The following is a 17,168-nucleotide window of genomic DNA, read 5'->3' on the forward strand; positions in this document are numbered from 1 at the left end:
CCATTATGGGTGTCTTCAGTACCAAATTTCATTCTAGTAGATCACAAATAGCCAACCGGGTGCCACAAATCAATCCTTCGGGTGTTCTCTAACGTATACTTGTATAGCAAGCTATTAAAAAGCAATCAGAAACGCCGCCTGGACGCGGCTAGCTCCGCTGCCACTGGCTCAGGCGTTGTTGAGGAAAGAAATGTCTCAGGCTTCGCTCATACGATTGAACGGCAGATCATTACGGGCATCGCTATGCACATAACGAAAGGAAATTTCGATGGAAAATAACAATTCTGTTGGTAGCGCGATTGTGAAGATCGTGGCCCTGACCGGTGGTGCGATCGCGGGTGCCATCCTTGCCAACTGGTGCGATAAGCTTTTGACCAATATGGTCCATGAACGCTCCGAGTTTGATAAAACGCGCTATTCACAAGGGCTGACATCCAGAGAGTCTGCTCCACGCGAAAAACGTTTGCCAGATACTGAACCCCGTATTATTCGTATTGAGCATTCAGACTATCAGGAATTTCCCGAAGAAGGAGACCTATAGTATATGTCTATGACGATGAACCCCGCAGAACGGGTACATGCCGCTTTACGGGGGAGCCCGTTGATCGGGTCCCGCTGTGCTTCTGGCACCATTTCCGACCAGAGGGATCGGGTGAGCAGCTGGCAACAGCAACATTTGAGTTTTTCAAGCGCAAATTTGATCTGGACATCATTAAGATTATGCCTGATCTGCCGTATCCCGAACCGGAGGAGGCGCTAAGCGATGTGACTCAATTCCAACATTTACCTCACCTGGACCTGGAGACACCCGCATTTCAAGAACAACTACTCTGTATTCGCAGCCTGCGCCAACAACTGGGGACTGATTATCCACTCATCCTGACCCTGTTTAGCCCACTTACCTATCTTTTCAATTTTATGGGCGCCGATTTTAGTGGCAAACAGCGGGTCATCGAGGGTGCACGCCTGCATCCAGAGTCAGTCGAGGCGGGCCTGGCTATAGTAGCGGCCAATCTACAGACCTTGATGACAGCCGCCATCGAGGCAGGGGCCAGCGGTATCTTTTTCTCTTGCATGGGAGCAACCAACGCTGACTTTACGCGTGAAGAATATCTGCGCTTTGGTCGCCCCTATGATCTGGAAGCACTCAAAGGGGCTCAGGCTGGCTGGCTCAATATCGTCCACATCCATGCCGATCCCAGCCAGTCTGGAGATCAGATCTACTTCGATCTATTCAATGATTATCCGGTCTCTGTGCTCAGTTGGAGCGATCGCCTGACCGGTCCTAGCCTGGGCGAAGCCATAAGCATGACCGATAAATGCCTGATGGGTGGGCTCTGGGAACGCGGGCCCATTACCCATGGCAGCGAGACCGAGATTGAGAATGAGATGATTGGTGCACTGGCCCAGACACAGGGCAGACGCCATATCCTGGCTAACGGCTGCTCGCTTCCAGATGATGTTGCGGAAGAAACTTTACATATCACGCGCAGGTTGCTTGATCAACTACACTAATCATCAGCACTCAGACATATGGCAACAAAAAGCCCGGCAGGGCCAGGAGAAAACAGCTCCCAATCCTGCCGGGCCTTTATGTGCGCATAGATAGCGCTCAAGCTACTATATGATCCTGGGTAGAAGGCGTCAGTGTAACTGTGGGTAGTTCCACACCGGAGCCCGATACCGAGGTATGCAACGCTTGAATGGTATCTTCCAGACGATTCAAGACAGTATCGATCTCATCCATGGTTATTACCAGTGGAGGCTCAACACGAATAACTCGTGAGTTATTCAGCGTACCTGAGATCAAGACGCCGCGCTTGAACAGGCCAGAGGCAATTTCATAACCAATATCATCATTTACAAAATGTTGTCCGATTAACAAACCTTTGCCAGTGATATCAGTATAAATGTCTTGATGACGAGCGGCGATATCTTTTAACTGCCGCATGAAGTACTCGCCCTTTACAGCCGCCTGCTCAACCAGATTTTCTTCAAGTGTAACGTTGATGGCAGCGATAGCGGCGGCACAGGCTAATGGATTACCACCGGTCGTCGAGGTATGAATAAAGGGATTACTGTTAAAGACGCTCCAGATTTTGGGGGTAGCCATGAAAGCACCAACCGGCATAACACCACCACCCAGCGCCTTGGCAGAGGTGATGATATCTGGTGCGACATCCCAATGCTCTACGCCCCACAATTTTCCTGTTCTTCCCAGGCCAGTCTGGACCTCATCAGCAATCAGCAGGACCTCATACTCGTCACACAATTGACGTAAACGGGGCCAGAAATCATCGGGCGGGACAATAGCGCCTGCTTCACCCTGAATGGGCTCCATGACAACTGCAGCAATATCATTACCAACTTCACGGGCGATGCGCAGTTGTTGTTCAACCGCGTCAGCATCACCAAAGGGGACGTGATAGATGTTATTGTGGAGCGGCATAGCCGGACGGCGGAAGATAGATTTACCAGTCAAGGAGAGGGAACCTGTCGTTTTTCCATGGAAACCACGTACAGCTGCAATAAAGCCACTCTTGCGCGTGTAGAGCTTGGCAACTTTCATCGCACCTTCAACCGCTTCGGTACCACTGGCAACAAAGAAACTATATTGAATATCACCAGGAGTAATCTCAGCCAGCAGATGGGCCAGCATACCACGTAATGGATCAAGGAGTTCTTGCGTCGGCAATGGGCTTTTCTGTAACTGCGCCTGTACGGCCCCAATGACTTTAGGATGAGCCCAGCCCAGGTTAAAGAGGCCAAAGCCCCCCAGGCAGTCTATATACTCCTTACCCATGACATCTCTGAAGGTTGCACCACGCCCTGTCCACTCGACAGAGGCAAAGTCACCCGCCTCAGCCACTGATTTGCGATACTCGATAAAACCACTATTATAGTATTTGGCAAAATTTTCAACAGTGGTCTCGACCAGCCATTCAGCCTCGCTCTTACCAAGCTGTGGTTTGTGTACAACATCTAGATAGCGCTGGGAATCATTAAGGGCCTTTAGTAAACCATCGGAACTCATAAAAATCCTTTCCGGAAATGCGGCAGAAGCAAACAACTATTCCACAGTCGATCCGCATACATCTGACAGCACATCAATACTCGCATAGATAGCAAGCCAGCAGTACTTGTGGATATAGTGATACCTATCCTATTAGATAGGCACTAGATAAACGCTGTTATGAGTGTCAACCCACAGGGAGCGATCAAGAAATGGGCGGTCCATGCCTATCATGGATGTCAGCATTCGCTGTACAAAACAAAATGAAGTTCAAGCAGACAGGCAGGGAAAATGCAAAGAAGATACAATGACAACGCGGCCGTAAGCAGCGTCAACATCGTAATGAAGGTGGCTCAGGGGTAACAAGTGGACAGGTGAAAGCCCCGAAATACATAGAATTTCGGGATATAGCGGCCTTTTTGTGTGCCTGGAATAAGTGTTTCTTTCATAGGACACCGTTCTTTAAAGTTGAGCCAGGGTAAAGTTCATTATCTTCAAGTATAGCTGACAACCAAAAATAAAGCAAGCTCTTTACCCTGGCCGGGTGTCATTCATTTTTTTGCAGAGCCATCTTGAAGCATGCGATGCGAAAAGGTTTGCCTTCCCCAGCGTTTTTGTCCCTCGGTTCGTCCTTTGCGAGAAGAAGGTTGTGGAGCAAACGTAGAGGAAGGCAACCGCAAACAGATGTGCAGAATGAGCGCTCGCAGTTCTTGCGCGCAGCGAGCGCGTCGCTGGAGACTTCGCTGCTGTCGTTGGCCATGGTGATGATCGTTGCGCCAGCGTTGCTGATACTGCCAACTCTCTTCCCAGCGCTCGTTACACATCTCTCCCCGTAAGGCGAGCATGGGATTGACATTGCCCGGCTCCCAATGCATTCCTGCTCCCTTGAGACGGGCTTGCATCACCACTTTGTTGGCGCTTTCGACCATTCCTGAGCCAATGGGCCATCCCTGGGCTTGAAACTGCGGATAGTTCATCTGCGCCAAACGCTTGCCGAAGTAACGGAGCGCATCGGTGACCGCGGGCAACGGCCGAGCACGTTTCCACCACTGCAGATGCCTCATGATGCGTTCTGGCCCCGCATGTTTGAGCTCATGAAGAACCACATTGAGCCAGCGAGCAGGGACATGATAACCCTGCTGTTGTCCCTGTTCGGCGACCTGACCAAGGTAGTGGGCAGCATGGGCAAAATCTAAGATGCGCACCGCATCATGGCGATGTCCATCCACAAAGCCTTGCAGCCACTCGGCGCCATCCTGGATGGCACATACCTGCCTGGCCTGTGCGATCCCTCGCCGCGTCACTTCCGCCGAAGCCAGATCCGCAAAGATTGATGCATCCGCCAACCGCGCAAAGTAGCTATGCTGCTCGGTTTTCGCTGTTGAGGGGTTCACCTGAGCAAATACGGCCATTTTCACTTCACCCCAGATCCCACCGCGCAAGGGCACCATCCCGCCATCACTGCCCATCGCCATCTGCTCCACCACTGGAGCGGCAGGAAGAGGGAAACGAGGTCGGGCGGCTTCGGGATGGGCTTGTTCGCTCTGGATCGCCTCGGCGATCTGTCCTGCCTGCAAGGTACAGCGCCGGACGCTAGCCTCACTGATGCGAATGCCAAGCAACGCCTGCACTTCTTTGGCGGCTTGCCCAAAAGGCAGATGCGTTCCTAAGCGAACCAGACTTTGATGGGCGTGAGGTAACAACGCGGTGGGAGGCAGTTGCAGTTGCTCATCGAGGGGGAAAAAAGCTGTATCCGCAGGCGGGACAGCTCTGGTAGTCACGGCTCACGTTCACTTCTTGCTGTCCTCGTGTTTGAAAGGTTCGGGTACGTGCCCCTCGTTGATGCATGCGTGTGCCGCATTGCGGACACGATCGTGGCCCCTGCTGGGTGGTTTCCCTCTCTGCTTGGGCCATCTCTTCAATGATGCGAGCCCGTACCTGATCGAGTTGGGCATCAATGGCGGCTTCAATTTCGGCCAGGGTGGCTTTGGGATGCTCCTTCTGCCATTGAGCAAGCGTATGAAAGGCTTCTTGACTTTGTTGCTGCCAGCGTTGCTCCAGGTCTTCTGACTTCATGATCGTGCCCACCTTTCTCTTCCTTGCGTTTGAGTTGTTTCTATCTTACCATTTTGGCTCTGCAAAAAAATGAATGACACCCACCCTGGCCGGGTGCTTTCCAGTTCTCCTACCTTGCAATTTCTCTAGCATATTCAATAAATATGCCGGGCATAGTGGAATCTCTGGCAGGATTTATGTGGTGTATTCGCCGTTGATGCGCACATATTCATAGGAGAGGTCACACCCCCAGACGGTGGCTCGCTCCGAGCCGGTATGCAGGGACACGCGAATTTCTACTTCCGCGTTCTTGAGATACGCCTGTAGCTGGGGCAGATTCTCCTGTCCCAGGGCCTGACCGTCGTAGACCACGAGATCCCCGAAGGCGATCCTGACCTTTTCAGGCTGAATATCACTGTATTCATAGCATTTACCGATCGCCATTGCGACACGGCCCCAGTTGGGATCATTTCCAAAGATAGCGGCTTTGAGCAAGGGTGAGTTGACAATCGATTTGGCGACACGCTTGGCCTGCGCAAAGGAGGCGGCATCCTCAACGGTGACTTCTAATAGCTTGGTGGCACCTTCTCCGTCGCGGGCAATATCCCTGGCCAGCTCGATGGCCATTTCCTGCAGGACACGCTGGAAATCGGCGATGGGCACTTCACCGGCCATGCCATTGGCCATAATAGCTACGGTATCGCTGGTACTGGTGTCGGTATCCACGCTGACCATATTAAAGGAGTGGTTGACGACCTCGTGCAGACATTGCTTGAGCTGGTCGGCGGGAATGGCCGCGTCGGTTACAAAATAGGCCAGCATGGTAGCCATGTCTGGCTCGATCATCCCAACCCCTTTACACATGCCGACCAGTACCGCATCACCAATCTTGCTGGCCCGCATCTTGGGCCGTGTATCCGTGGTCATGATGGCATGGGCCGAAACGTGCAGCTGCCCCTCGCGCAATTCAGAACGGATACCGGGGATGCCACGGCGCAATTTATCCATTGGTAGCTGCCAGCCAATGACACCTGTTGAGGATGGGAGAACATCTTCTGGCTGGATGTCCAGTTCTGCGGCAACCAGGTGCACAACCTCACGAATATTGGCCAGGCCTTGCTCGCCGGTAGCAACATTGGCATTCTTGCTATTAATAACAAATGCCTGCAGTTGTCCGTTGGCGACCTGTTCACGGCCAACGGTAATCGCCGCCCCGCAAAAGCGGCTTTGCGTAAACATGGCAGCCGCGGCCGCCGGTACATCAGAGGCGATGACGGTAAAATCGAGCGTGGTATCTCGAATACCCACATTCTTCGCGCATGAGCGGAAGCCTTGCGGATAGAAAGGGAGTGTTTGCATGAGCACCTTTCCTCTCATTTTAGACTACTACATAGATGTAGCAGGTAGGGTGAGGGAGAAGAAAGCAGCGTCGCCTAGTTCTTCCCAGCCGTGCTTGGCGTAAAATTTGCGCGCGTATGATTCGCGGATGCGGCGATTCATAAGCAGTAAACGTGTGCAGCCGCGCTGGCGCGCTTGTTTTTCAATGGTGTCGAGAAGGAGACTTCCTATTCCATGCCCGGTCTGGTCGGGATGGACGAACAGTTCTGAGACGTAGCCGTCACTGCCACGCATCAGATGGAAGTACCAGTGGACTGCGACATAGCCCACAACCTGGCCTTGCTGTTCCGCCACCAGAATGGTGTGTGTCTGTTCGCGTTCTAAGCGGGCAAGCCGCTCTGCGATCTGTGCCTGTGTTTCAGTAAAAGCTTCTTGCTGGATGTGTTCTGACCAACCTAATGAGCGGAGGATAGCAGTGATGGCACTACTATCCTCCAGGCGGGCTTCACGAATGGTAATTTCCATTTGTGATCGTTCCTTAATACCAATGTGAATGCGTTAAACAACCTACAAACCCTTCAGCCCGGCTGCAACCTCCTGTTGGATGACCTGGACTGCCTCGGCCAATGGGACAATACGGCTCTCTTTCTGGGTGCGCAATTTAAGTTCGATACCACCATTCTTCAATGAGCGCTTGCTAAGTACTGCTCGTAAGGGCAGGCCAAGCAGATCAGCATCATTGAATTTGACGCCCGCGCTCTCGGCGCGATCATCAAAGAGCACCTCGATGCCGGCGGCCTGCAGGTCCCGGTAGAGTTGTTCAGCGAGCTGCCTGTTTTCACCCTTGTCAAGGTCCAGTCCAAGTAGAGAGAGATGGTAAGGAGCAATGCCGAAGGGCCAGATAATGCCTTTCTCGTCGTGGCTCTGCTCAACGGCAATGGCCATGACACGCCCTACACCGATACCGTAGCAGCCCATTAATAAAGGCTGCTCGTTACCCTGGGCATCCAGGAATGTGGCCCCAAACGGGACACTGTACCTGGTCCCCAGTTTGAAGATATGTCCCAGCTCGCTGCCACGGACAACATGCAGGCTACCGCCACAGTGGACGCATTGCGCCCCTCATAGGCAGAGGCAATATCTTCCCAGGCATCAACGCGAAAATCGCGTGGATAGTTGACATTCTTTATATGATAATCAACCCGGTTGCACCGCCAACAAAATTGTTGCCAGTTTTAAGCGAGGTGTCCGCCAGAATGAAGATGTCCGCGCTCTTACCAATCGGCGAGGTAAAGCCAGCGACGATACCCGCTTGCTGCAACTCTTCCGGTGTCGCCATATGCAGGTCACCAGTGTTGATGCCAGACCGGCGCAGGGCATTGATGAGTTTGACCTCGTTTACTTCGAGATCACCGCGCACAGAGGCCAGAATCAGTTTGCCGCCAGCGGCATATAATACCGCTTTCATGGTTTTTGAGGTCGGAATGTGCAGGAAAGCAGCCAGGTCATCAATGGTGGTACACCCAGGTGTGAAGACCTCTTCCAGTTCAGCCTCAGGTTCGCGTGCCAGCTCGCTGCGCACGAATTCAGCCTTCTCGGTATTAGCCGCGTAGCCACAATTGGCACATTGGACCGCGTCATCCTCGCCCGCCTCGGTCAGGGCAATAAACTCCTGCGAGTCTTTGCCCCGATGGCACCGCTATCGGCCTGGATCACGATGAAGCGCAGGCCACAGCGCTTGAAGATAGCCTGGTAGGCCTCACTCATCGCGCGATAGCTTTTATCCATACCTGCCTCGTCGGCATCAAAGCTGTAGAGATCTTTCATCAAGAACTCGCGGGTACGCAGCAGACCACCACGGGCCGTGGTTCATCACGCAGTTTGACCTGGATCTGGTAGATCAGTTGCGGCAGGTCGCGGTAGCTGCGAACGAACTCTTTGGCCAGCAGGGTTACGACCTCTTCATGGGTGGGACCCAGTACCATGTCGCGACCTCTACGGTCCTTGAGATGGAAGAGTATATCCACGCTCTCGGCACGTGAGGGGCCACCATCGGCGGGTTTGACCTCCCAGATATCCCGGGGCTGGATCACTGGCATCGTCACTTCCTGGCCACCAGCACGATCCATCTCTTCGCGTATAATGGTCGAGATCTTCTGTACGACCCGGTTCCCAAGGGCAAGAAGCTATAGACACCAGAGGTGAGCTGGCGCACAAAGCCAGCTCGCACCAATAGCTCCTGATTCACTCCCTCGGACTCACGTGGAACTTCACGTAGGGTCGTGGTTAATAGCTGCGATATCCGCATAATTACTCCTGAATGAGACTAGTAGGCACGCGCGAAAATGGCTTCGCAGGTGGCCGGTTTGCCAGTGTAGATACACTTGCCCTGCACGCCACCTTCTGGCTGATCAAACGGAATCACACGCAGGGTTGCCTTGGTCTCTTCCTTGATCGCCAGCTCGGCCGCTGTGTCCTCAGCCCATTTCACACGTACAAAACCGCGCTTCTCAGCGATGATCTGCTTAAACTCGTCGTAGCTCTCGGTGCTATAGGTGTTCTGCTCGCGGAACTCCAGGGCACGCTGGTAGAGGGCTTTCTGAATCTCGTCTAGCAGCTCTGGCAACCGGGTCTCTAAGGCCTCAACCGAGACAGGCTCTTTGACGCGATTATCGCGCCGTACCAGCATCACATTGTTATTCTGAACGTCACGTGGGCCGATCTCCATACGCAGCGGTACGCCACGCATTTCCCATTCGTTGTATTTCCAGCCCGGCGTGTTCTCGCTGCGATCAACTTTGACGCGCACCTTCCCTTTGAGCATCTTCTCTACCCGGTTGACCAGCTCGTTGACGGCGTCTTTCTCTTTCTCTTTGCGCCAGATCGGCACGATCACGACCTGGTATGGAGCCAGGCGCGGTGGCAGGATCAAGCCTGACTTATCGCCATGAACCATGATCAGGCCGCCAATCATACGGGTGCTCATGCCCCAGCTGGTGGTATGACAATATTTGCGCTGGCTATCAGCATCCAGGAACTGGATATCAAAGCCACGGGCAAAGTTGTCACCCAGATTGTGACTGGTGGCGGACTGCAAGGCTTTGCCATCGCCCATCATGGCCTCAATCGAATAGGTACGCAATGCGCCGGCGAATTTCTCGTTCTCACTCTTGCGGCCAGCAATGACCGGGATAGCGGCGTCTTCTTCAGCGATGGCGCGATAGACCTCAAGCATCAATCTGGTACGCTCTTCAGCCTCTTCCGGCGTACGATGGGCGGTATGGCCCTCCTGCCACAGGAACTCTGAAGTACGCAGGAACAGGGCGGTACGCTTCTCCCAACGCATAACATTGGCCCACTGATTAATAATCAATGGCAGGTCGCGATAGCTCTGAATCCATTTGGAGAAGCTATTGCCGATAATGGTCTCGCTGGTCGGGCGGATAGCCAGGGGCTCTTCCAATTCTTCGCCACCACCGCGTGTAACCCAGGCTACCTCAGGCGCAAAGCCCTCGACGTGCTCGGCCTCTTTCTGCAAAAAGCTTTGCGGGATCAGCAGTGGAAAGTAGGCATTCTGCACATCATTCTCTTTAAAGCGCGCATCCACCCGCTGCTGCAAATTCTCCCACAGCGCATAGCCATACGGGCGAATAATCATACAACCCCGGACCGGCGCGTAATCGGCCAGCTCAGCCTTACGCACCACCTGGTTGTACCACATTGAAAAATTATCGTCTTGATCGACAATATCCTCTACAAATTTTTCATCGTTGACCATACAAGTCCCTTTCTCTCTCTACAAACGAGCATAAAAAAAACCCGTCCTCACAAGGACGAGCATATAACCCGTGGTACCACCTCTTTTGAGCTGTCGTCTGGATAACACAAAACAGCTCCACTCATGCGGTCAACAGAGAACCGCGCCTTCAGATAACGGCGAAGGGGTCCCGGTCAGGTTTATACTGACGCTCTCAGGTGGGTTCAATGCAGGTTCATCTACCGACTTGCACTATCTCGGCTCGCTGTTTGATCCCCTGATCATTTACTGGTCCTGATCAGCGCGTTAAAGTTTTCTTTTTAGTTAAGCAAAGCATACACCATCCCCCAGGGTGTGTCAAGCAAGCAATTTCGCTTGACAACACATTTCATGTAAGAACAAGTAAAGCAACAATAAAGCTGATATCCGACGGGCATTACGTTTATTGGAGATTTTCTCCGTTTTTCCTTTTGTGCTCGAACAAAGAACGGGCAAAGAGCTTATGCTTAGGGAATTTGGACCTTATATCTACCAGGAATTACGTGGTTTGCTGTTGTAGAGTCAGTAATTTACCCTAGTTTAAAATCAGGTAGCTTTTTCATGTGGTCGAGCCTATAATAGGGGCGGAGATATCAATATATCATTACCACTTTCAGGAGCAGATTACCAGCAATGAAAAAATTGTTTGGCGCATTTATATTTCTTAGCCTCTTTACAGTGCTCATCTCTGCCTGTGCGGTCGGTGGCAATACTGCAACCGGCCCTAATCCGGTCCACATGGATAGCAATAGCTTTACAACGCTCTCCATCACTATTAAAAAGGGTGAGAGCATCACCTTAATTAGTGATGATGTCCAGTCCCACATCATTGCTAATGGTACCTGGGATGACAGTACGCCTAAACCAGCCGCCGAGCCAGGTGCACCAAAGACCAACATTACTGTAGGCGGCTTTAGCAGTGGTAAGGTTGGACCTTTTAATACTGCTGGCACCTTTAAGCTCTACTGTACAATCCACCCCGGCATGAAAATGACGGTCATCGTGAAGTAGATAATAAATCCCCAAACCGCTAGCTCATACTCAACATAAATAGCAGCGTCCCCGACTTCTTAAGAGGTCGGGGAGGCTTGTTTGTAGAAAGGCAAGCTCCAGGCTTACCTCAGGGTTGAGCGTTAGTGGCCGGTGATTGCACTGGCGTCGTGGTTACTACTGGCGTGTCAGTAGGCGCTACGACTACGGTTGGCGTGGGATCTGGCGCATTACCAGTCGGAGCGCCATTGATGCCATCACGGGCAATATTATAAACATCAGGCGAGCCCAGGCCAGTGGCCAGATCGTAGTTGGCGTCGGCTGAATAATAAAGGTTATTACCACTGGTCACATCATGGAATGGGGCATAGGTTTGCTGACTATTGGCGAGTTGATAGAGTAGAGGATTGACCCAGCCAACACGTTGCTGGCCATGTTGTTGCAAGAAATCATTGATCAGGACAGCACTACCGGCCCATAGGGGAGCCGCAGCACTGGTACCACCGACAGTGACATCGCCCGATGAAGGACAACCTGAGGCCGCGACGGTACAATAGACGGCATAACCTGAAGCTGGATCAGCATCGGCCGAGACATCTGGTACCTCACGCATACCATTGCTGTACTGGTTGTCAACACCAGGCGCTACCTGCCAGGTTGGCTTGCTAAAGGTATTACTGAGGCCACCTCCACCACCAGCACCATTGGGACTGCGCTGGGTATCGGTCGGACTGCTCCAGGCGGATTCGCTCCCATAGGTACCACCATTACCCAGCTGCAGATTGGTACCACCCACGCCGGTTACGTAGGGATCACTGGCGGGCGAGTCAACAGCCAGGTTCTGATCATTACAGTCATAAGCTCCAGAATCACCGGAGGCCGAAAAGATCGAGATGCCTTGAGCGGCTGCCTGCTTGAAAATGCCATCCAGGGTCTGTAATTCAGCCGCCCCGGACTGTGTTTCGCATTCTCCCCAACTGACAGAGACAACCTGGGCCTGATTATCTGTGACGATACGGTTATAAGTATCATTGACCCCCTGGGTTGAATTTGGACCCTCATAAACCAGTTGTTGAGCCTGAGGCGCAATCTCATTGAGCACTTCAATATCAAGTTCAGCTTCAATTGCCCCCGCATTGGCCGAGCCATCATAACCATCTACCAGCACATTACTCAGGCTGGGCTGGCTGATATGATGCTCAGTAGCAAACTGGCTGATATCGGCTGGCTGATAACCATCTAATTCAAACACAGCCACAGTCTGGCCTTTTCCCTGTACACCTGCCTGGTACAAAGGATTGATGTCGTAAGCTCCCGCCAACTCAGGCTGGGCAAAACCTGCGCGCGGAGTCGGCACCTGGCGTGTTAAAGGATGCAATTGGACGCTGTTATCCAGTCCTCCTACTGATAGGATGACCGTAGATAAGAAGGCAGGTATGGTCGGCGCATTGGCATTGGCATAGAAAGCATGCGAGCCAAGCTGATATTGATGAACCTGGACCTGAAAGGCCGCTTCGACCTGAGCCGCTGTACCATGAGCATTGACCAGCAATCCATTGGAGGCCACACCATCAACAGCCAGACTCTGATTATGCAAATAATCAACTACCTGCTGGCGCTGCTCTAATGTTGGACTAAACTGGTCCGCAAATTGTTGGGGAGTTAAAAAATGATGATACTGGGCAGAATGGGGATTATAGACATTTTGTAACAGTTGTAACAATACATCCTCATTTTGTAGGCGTAACCCGATTGAGAGATTAAGGGTCTGCCCCGCATTGACCTCCCCAACTTTTTTAGCCTGTTTCAATAGTGGCACAGTCTGTCCCACCATCGGGACCCGCTGATCAGACTGGGCATGGGCCATAATAGATACTCCGGCAATAGCAGCTCCCAGAACCACGGCAGCTACCACCCACAACCAGAGTGCTTGCATCAGACGATGTTTCATTTAGTTCTCCTGAAAAAAAAACAAACACTACACTAAATGGCTACAAATGACGTCTATGAGTATGAGCCACTAGAGAAAATGGTGTATTCATGGCTACTTGTCAGAGTAAACGTGAGATTATCAAGGCTTAGAGGTTTTATGGAAAAGCCAGCCAAAAGGGCTAGTATTCTGCTGAGTTTTAAAGTAGAATAACAAGTAACCGTTGTTACATAATTTAGTAGAGAGGATGATGGGATAGCTAGCTAGCTGGTCGATATATACATATAAACGAGACGAATTTGTCTAGCTTATCGTGTTATAAGTAATACCCAGAAATGGATGAGAAAACATTGATCGTCTAAGCAAAAAAGATGACAATAGCGTATAATTAAAGCTCATTATTTTATTTTGCGAGAGGAAAAGCCACTGCATGACTACCATCGCATTTAACAAGATTACCAAACGCTATAAAGGCACGGATGCTCCTGCTGTCGACGAGGTTACCTTTGAGGTACCCGAGGGAAGCACGTGCATGCTGGTAGGCACCTCTGGTTCGGGAAAAACCACATTGTTGCGCATGGTCAATCGCTTGATAGAACCAACCTCAGGAGAGATTCTGCTGAATGGTAAGAATGTGCTACAAGAAAATCCCATCGAGTTGCGGCGTCGCATCGGTTATGTGATTCAGCAAGTGGGTCTTTTCCCGCATATGACGATTGCGGAAAATATTCGCATTACCGCAGATATCGCGGGCGGCTGGAACAAGCAGAAACTCAATCAGCGGGTTGATGAACTGCTGGAACTGGTTGGCCTGACCCCTGCTGAGTATCGCAATCGCTTCCCACGCCAGCTCTCCGGTGGACAGCAACAACGTGTAGGACTGGCACGTGCGCTGGCTACAGATCCCGCCATTCTGCTGATGGACGAGCCATTTGGAGCCCTGGATGCCATCACTCGTGCTCGCATGCAGGATGAGCTACTGCGCATCCAGCGGGATGTGCATAAGACCATTTTGTTTGTCTCGCATGATATCGAAGAAGCATTTAAACTGGGCGACCAGGTTGTTGTAATGTCACAGGGCAAACTTGTACAGATGGGAACTCCTGTCGAGCTGCTGGCCAGGCCAGCCAATGAATTCGTGGGACAGCTGGTTGGAGCAGACAATATTTTGCGCCAACTGCAGTACCTGCCTATTGATGGTACGTTAGACAACAGACCAGAAACTGTATCTTCAGCACATTGGGGAGATGTTCCGACAATTTCAAATCAGGCAACGTTATTCGAAGCCCTCTTGAAACTCCTCGAAACTAATGCATCTGCCCTCGCCGCTGAAGATCCCCAGAACCAGGAACGTACCGGATATGTGACACTTCCTGACATTAACCAGGCCATCTCCCAATTACGTAAAGATGAAGCATCGCGCACAGAATCTAGGATCTAGCGCTTGCCTGGTTTCAATGAATTAAAGGAGTTCTATGAAGTACTTACTGAGTGGTTATAATTATGATTTAACTGATCCAACAAGCATTCCCTACCTGCTGTTGCAGCATCTATACCTGGTTGGGCTGACTATGTTGATTTCATTGATCATTGCCATTCCAGTCGGGATCTATGTGGCGCGCAATCGCTGGCTCTATACACCGGTAATTACGTTTACTGGTGTGCTCTATAGCATTCCTGGTATTGCACTATTAGCCCTGTTGATCACAATTCCAGCCATTGGATTGAGTCTGGCTACCATCATGATTCCGCTAGTCGCCTATACGCAGCTGGTATTGATCCGCAATACGGCAGCGGCGATCAATGGCATCGATCCACTGCTCTTAGAAGTAGGGCGGGCGATGGGCATGAATCGCTGGCAACTCTTGTGGCGGGTAACATTGCCACTGGCGCTCCCGGTCATCATCGCAGGCATCCGCATCGCCACCGTAACCACGGTTGGCACGGCTTCACTGGCCTCATTGGTTGACCAGGGCGGTCTGGGCGACCTGATCTTCAAGAATCTGACCAGTGGCGATCAAGAAGCCATTATCGCAGGCGCGATCCTCATGAGTTTGTTCGCCGTTGTAGCAGATGTCCTGCTACTGGGCATCCAGATGCTCTTGAGCCGTGGACGTAGCGCGACCTCGGTCGCATAGGAGGGGAATCATGAGCGATCTATTGAGCTTTATCCAGGATCCAAGTAATGCCTTTGCCAGCCATTCAATTGCATATTTGCAAATATGCGCATTTTCTATCTTTTTCGCGATTCTCATCGGGGTAGTACTGGGCGTCGCCGTTTCGCGTAGCGCCATTCTTGCATTTGTGGCTGTAAATCTAAGCGGCTTGATGCGTGCTATTCCAGTCATCGCTTTTTTGATCGCGGCGCTCCCCTATCTGGGAGTAGGCTTTAAACCAACGGTGGTGGCCTTGATTGTACTGGGCATTCCGCCAATCCTACTCAATACCTATACAGGTATTCGTGGCGTTGATCCCGCGATCATCGACGCGGCACGAGGCATGGGTATGACTCAATGGCAGATTATCAGCCGCATTCAGACCCCGCTTGTGCTGCCGATCATTGCTGCCGGTGTACGCACAGCGGCCGTGCAAATTGTAGCCACAGCGACGTTGGCTGCCATCATTGGTGCCGGTGGATATGGAGAATACATCATTGATGGCTTAAATAGATTGAATAATGTCTCGATCCTGGCTGGCGCTATTCCGGTAGCGGTCCTGGCCATTCTGGTAGAACTATTCATGAGCTGGCTGCAGCGCGCCTTGACTCCTAAAGGTCTGCGTGCGATTGCCCAGACAAACTAACATTCTCCGCAATGCAGCCTGTACTGCCTGGCATGTACAATATGTCTGTATTGATTTTATTGTGTACCTAATTTTTTCAGGAGGAAAGATGCCTTCATTATTCCGCTCATTACGAGCCAAATCGTTGTTCGTACTGGCATGCGTGCCCCTGTTGCTGTTAACTGCCTGTGGCAATGCTGGCAGTGGTAGTGGCACCACAAGTGGTGGCAGTAGCAATAGCAATGCCAATATTTCGATTACCGTCGGTGGTAAGCTCGATACAGAGTCAAAACTGCTGACAAAACTATATACCCTGGTCCTGAGAGATGCAGGCTTTAAGGTAAATGAGAAACCAGCCTTTGGTAACAACACCATTGTTTTCCAGGGCATCAAAAGCGGTGCTATCGACCTGTATCCCGAATTTACCGCCACCGGTCTGGATGCCTTGAAAAAGACTTCCTCTCTGAATGATCAGCAGGATTACCAGACAGTTAAAGATGGCTTCAAGCAACAGTTCCAGATTGATTGGCTGGATTATTCGCCTCTCAATGACACCTATGCTGTATGTGCCAAATCGGGTAATTCCCTGGGCCTGACAAGCATCTCGGACCTGGTCGCTAAAGCCAAACAGATCACCTTTGATCTGCCCAGTGATAGCTCCTATGTGTTCGACTATCTGAAACCCAAATATGGTTTGACACTGGACAGCTTCAAAGCGGTCCACAAAGTTGACTACACCATTGGTTTTAAAGAGGTCGGCGGTGGCCAGTCGGATGCCAACTTCTGCTATTCTAGCGATAATGGTATCAACACCAACAACCTGGTCGCGCTGAACGACGACAAACATGCCTTCCCGGCCTACCATCCGGCTCCTATCGTGCGTGATAGTGTGCTGCAAAAGTCGCCAGACATCGCAACCGCTCTGAACGCGCTGGCACCAAAAATCACCACGGATGTCAGCCTGCAATTGCAGAAGGCGGTTGAGGCCAATGTCAATGCCGGTATGTCCCAGTCCAGGGCTATTACTGAAGCGGCCACCAAATTCCTGAAAGATCAGGGCTTCTGTAAGAAGAATGGCTGCCAATAAAGCTTAGGGCCAGCTTGCTGGCGAAAAGGAAGACCGCCCCTGGTGAGATCCGGGAGGCGGTCTTCCTCTTGTCTGGAAAGGTTACCCATTTTTGGGTGATGATCTATCCATATATGTGGACAGGCGTATCAGGTGCGTAAGTTGTATACTTATTGTGAGTGACGTACAAGAAACAACC

The 17,168-nt window shown here is 51.6% G+C and carries 19 protein-coding genes; 7 read left to right on the plus strand and 12 right to left on the minus strand.

Annotated elements, in window-relative coordinates:
• The first annotated feature begins 268 nt into the window (after positions 1-268).
• Together EL645_RS06470 and EL645_RS06475 are read left to right on the plus strand one after the other, a co-directional pair.
• On the plus strand, positions 269-541 hold the full coding sequence (locus EL645_RS06470) for a hypothetical protein (protein WP_126549262.1): 273 nt from the start codon (positions 269-271) through the stop codon (positions 539-541).
• A 179-nt stretch (positions 542-720) separates the two neighbouring features.
• Positions 721-1,515, plus strand: a complete 795-nt coding sequence (locus EL645_RS06475) for a uroporphyrinogen decarboxylase family protein (protein ID WP_126549263.1) — start codon at positions 721-723, stop codon at positions 1,513-1,515.
• A gap of 97 nt (positions 1,516-1,612) precedes the next feature.
• Here EL645_RS06475 and EL645_RS06480 read toward each other — a convergent pair whose 3' ends face one another.
• The 11 genes from EL645_RS06480 to proS form a co-directional block, all read right to left on the minus strand.
• Positions 1,613-3,034, minus strand: coding sequence for a putrescine aminotransferase (locus EL645_RS06480; protein WP_126549264.1), 1,422 nt, complete (start codon positions 3,032-3,034; stop codon positions 1,613-1,615).
• A gap of 530 nt (positions 3,035-3,564) precedes the next feature.
• Positions 3,565-4,794, minus strand: coding sequence for an ISKra4 family transposase (locus EL645_RS06485; RefSeq protein ID WP_126549265.1), 1,230 nt, complete (start codon positions 4,792-4,794; stop codon positions 3,565-3,567).
• Complete coding sequence (locus EL645_RS06490) at positions 4,742-5,089, minus strand: hypothetical protein (RefSeq protein WP_126549266.1); 348 nt, start codon at positions 5,087-5,089, stop codon at positions 4,742-4,744. The genes EL645_RS06485 and EL645_RS06490 overlap by 53 nt, the downstream gene beginning before the upstream one ends.
• Positions 5,090-5,263: 174 nt before the next feature.
• On the minus strand, positions 5,264-6,427 hold the full coding sequence (gene argJ / locus EL645_RS06495; RefSeq protein WP_126549267.1) for a bifunctional glutamate N-acetyltransferase/amino-acid acetyltransferase ArgJ: 1,164 nt from the start codon (positions 6,425-6,427) through the stop codon (positions 5,264-5,266).
• A 27-nt stretch (positions 6,428-6,454) separates the two neighbouring features.
• Entirely contained in the window at positions 6,455-6,931 is a 477-nt protein-coding gene (locus EL645_RS06500) for a GNAT family N-acetyltransferase (protein WP_126549268.1), read from the minus strand.
• Positions 6,932-6,973: 42 nt separating this feature from the next.
• Complete coding sequence (locus EL645_RS40775) at positions 6,974-7,384, minus strand: His/Gly/Thr/Pro-type tRNA ligase C-terminal domain-containing protein (protein ID WP_218031766.1); 411 nt, start codon at positions 7,382-7,384, stop codon at positions 6,974-6,976.
• 208 nt (positions 7,385-7,592) lie between these two features.
• The gene (locus EL645_RS40780) at positions 7,593-7,988 is read right to left on the minus strand and encodes a YbaK/EbsC family protein (RefSeq protein ID WP_218031767.1); all 396 of its coding nucleotides are present in this window, start codon (positions 7,986-7,988) and stop codon (positions 7,593-7,595) included.
• A 74-nt stretch (positions 7,989-8,062) separates the two neighbouring features.
• Positions 8,063-8,233 carry a hypothetical protein gene (locus EL645_RS43985; protein WP_218031768.1) on the minus strand — a complete coding sequence of 57 codons (171 nt, stop codon included), beginning with the start codon at positions 8,231-8,233 and terminating at the stop codon, positions 8,063-8,065.
• Complete coding sequence (locus EL645_RS43990) at positions 8,233-8,535, minus strand: aminoacyl--tRNA ligase-related protein (RefSeq protein ID WP_218031769.1); 303 nt, start codon at positions 8,533-8,535, stop codon at positions 8,233-8,235. The genes EL645_RS43985 and EL645_RS43990 overlap by 1 nt, the downstream gene beginning before the upstream one ends.
• Positions 8,508-8,714, minus strand: a complete 207-nt coding sequence (locus tag EL645_RS40795) for a hypothetical protein (protein ID WP_218031770.1) — start codon at positions 8,712-8,714, stop codon at positions 8,508-8,510. The genes EL645_RS43990 and EL645_RS40795 overlap by 28 nt, the downstream gene beginning before the upstream one ends.
• 18 nt (positions 8,715-8,732) lie before the next feature.
• Entirely contained in the window at positions 8,733-10,184 is a 1,452-nt protein-coding gene (gene proS / locus EL645_RS06510; protein ID WP_126549269.1) for a proline--tRNA ligase, read from the minus strand.
• Positions 10,185-10,835: 651 nt separating this feature from the next.
• Here proS and EL645_RS06515 point away from each other — a divergent pair.
• On the plus strand, positions 10,836-11,213 hold the full coding sequence (locus EL645_RS06515) for a cupredoxin domain-containing protein (RefSeq protein WP_126549270.1): 378 nt from the start codon (positions 10,836-10,838) through the stop codon (positions 11,211-11,213).
• A 109-nt stretch (positions 11,214-11,322) separates the two neighbouring features.
• Here EL645_RS06515 and EL645_RS06520 read toward each other — a convergent pair whose 3' ends face one another.
• Positions 11,323-13,143, minus strand: a complete 1,821-nt coding sequence (locus tag EL645_RS06520) for a S53 family peptidase (protein ID WP_126549271.1) — start codon at positions 13,141-13,143, stop codon at positions 11,323-11,325.
• A 409-nt stretch (positions 13,144-13,552) separates the two neighbouring features.
• Here EL645_RS06520 and EL645_RS06525 point away from each other — a divergent pair, with 409 nt between their 5' ends.
• The 4 genes from EL645_RS06525 to EL645_RS06540 all read left to right on the plus strand — a co-directional run bounded on the left by EL645_RS06525 (position 13,553) and on the right by EL645_RS06540 (position 16,990).
• A complete protein-coding gene (locus tag EL645_RS06525) occupies positions 13,553-14,563 on the plus strand; it encodes an ABC transporter ATP-binding protein (RefSeq protein ID WP_126549272.1) in 1,011 nt (336 codons plus the stop codon).
• Between the two features lie 34 nt (positions 14,564-14,597).
• The gene (locus tag EL645_RS06530) at positions 14,598-15,260 is read left to right on the plus strand and encodes an ABC transporter permease (protein ID WP_126549273.1); all 663 of its coding nucleotides are present in this window, start codon (positions 14,598-14,600) and stop codon (positions 15,258-15,260) included.
• A gap of 10 nt (positions 15,261-15,270) precedes the next feature.
• Entirely contained in the window at positions 15,271-15,924 is a 654-nt protein-coding gene (locus EL645_RS06535; RefSeq protein WP_126549274.1) for an ABC transporter permease, read from the plus strand.
• Positions 15,925-16,012: 88 nt separating this feature from the next.
• Positions 16,013-16,990 carry a glycine betaine ABC transporter substrate-binding protein gene (locus EL645_RS06540; RefSeq protein WP_126549275.1) on the plus strand — a complete coding sequence of 326 codons (978 nt, stop codon included), beginning with the start codon at positions 16,013-16,015 and terminating at the stop codon, positions 16,988-16,990.
• The last annotated feature ends 178 nt before the right edge of the window (positions 16,991-17,168 follow it).

Origin of the sequence: Dictyobacter kobayashii (assembly GCF_003967555.1) — a bacterium.
Taxonomy (GTDB): Bacteria; Chloroflexota; Ktedonobacteria; order Ktedonobacterales; family Ktedonobacteraceae; genus Dictyobacter; species Dictyobacter kobayashii.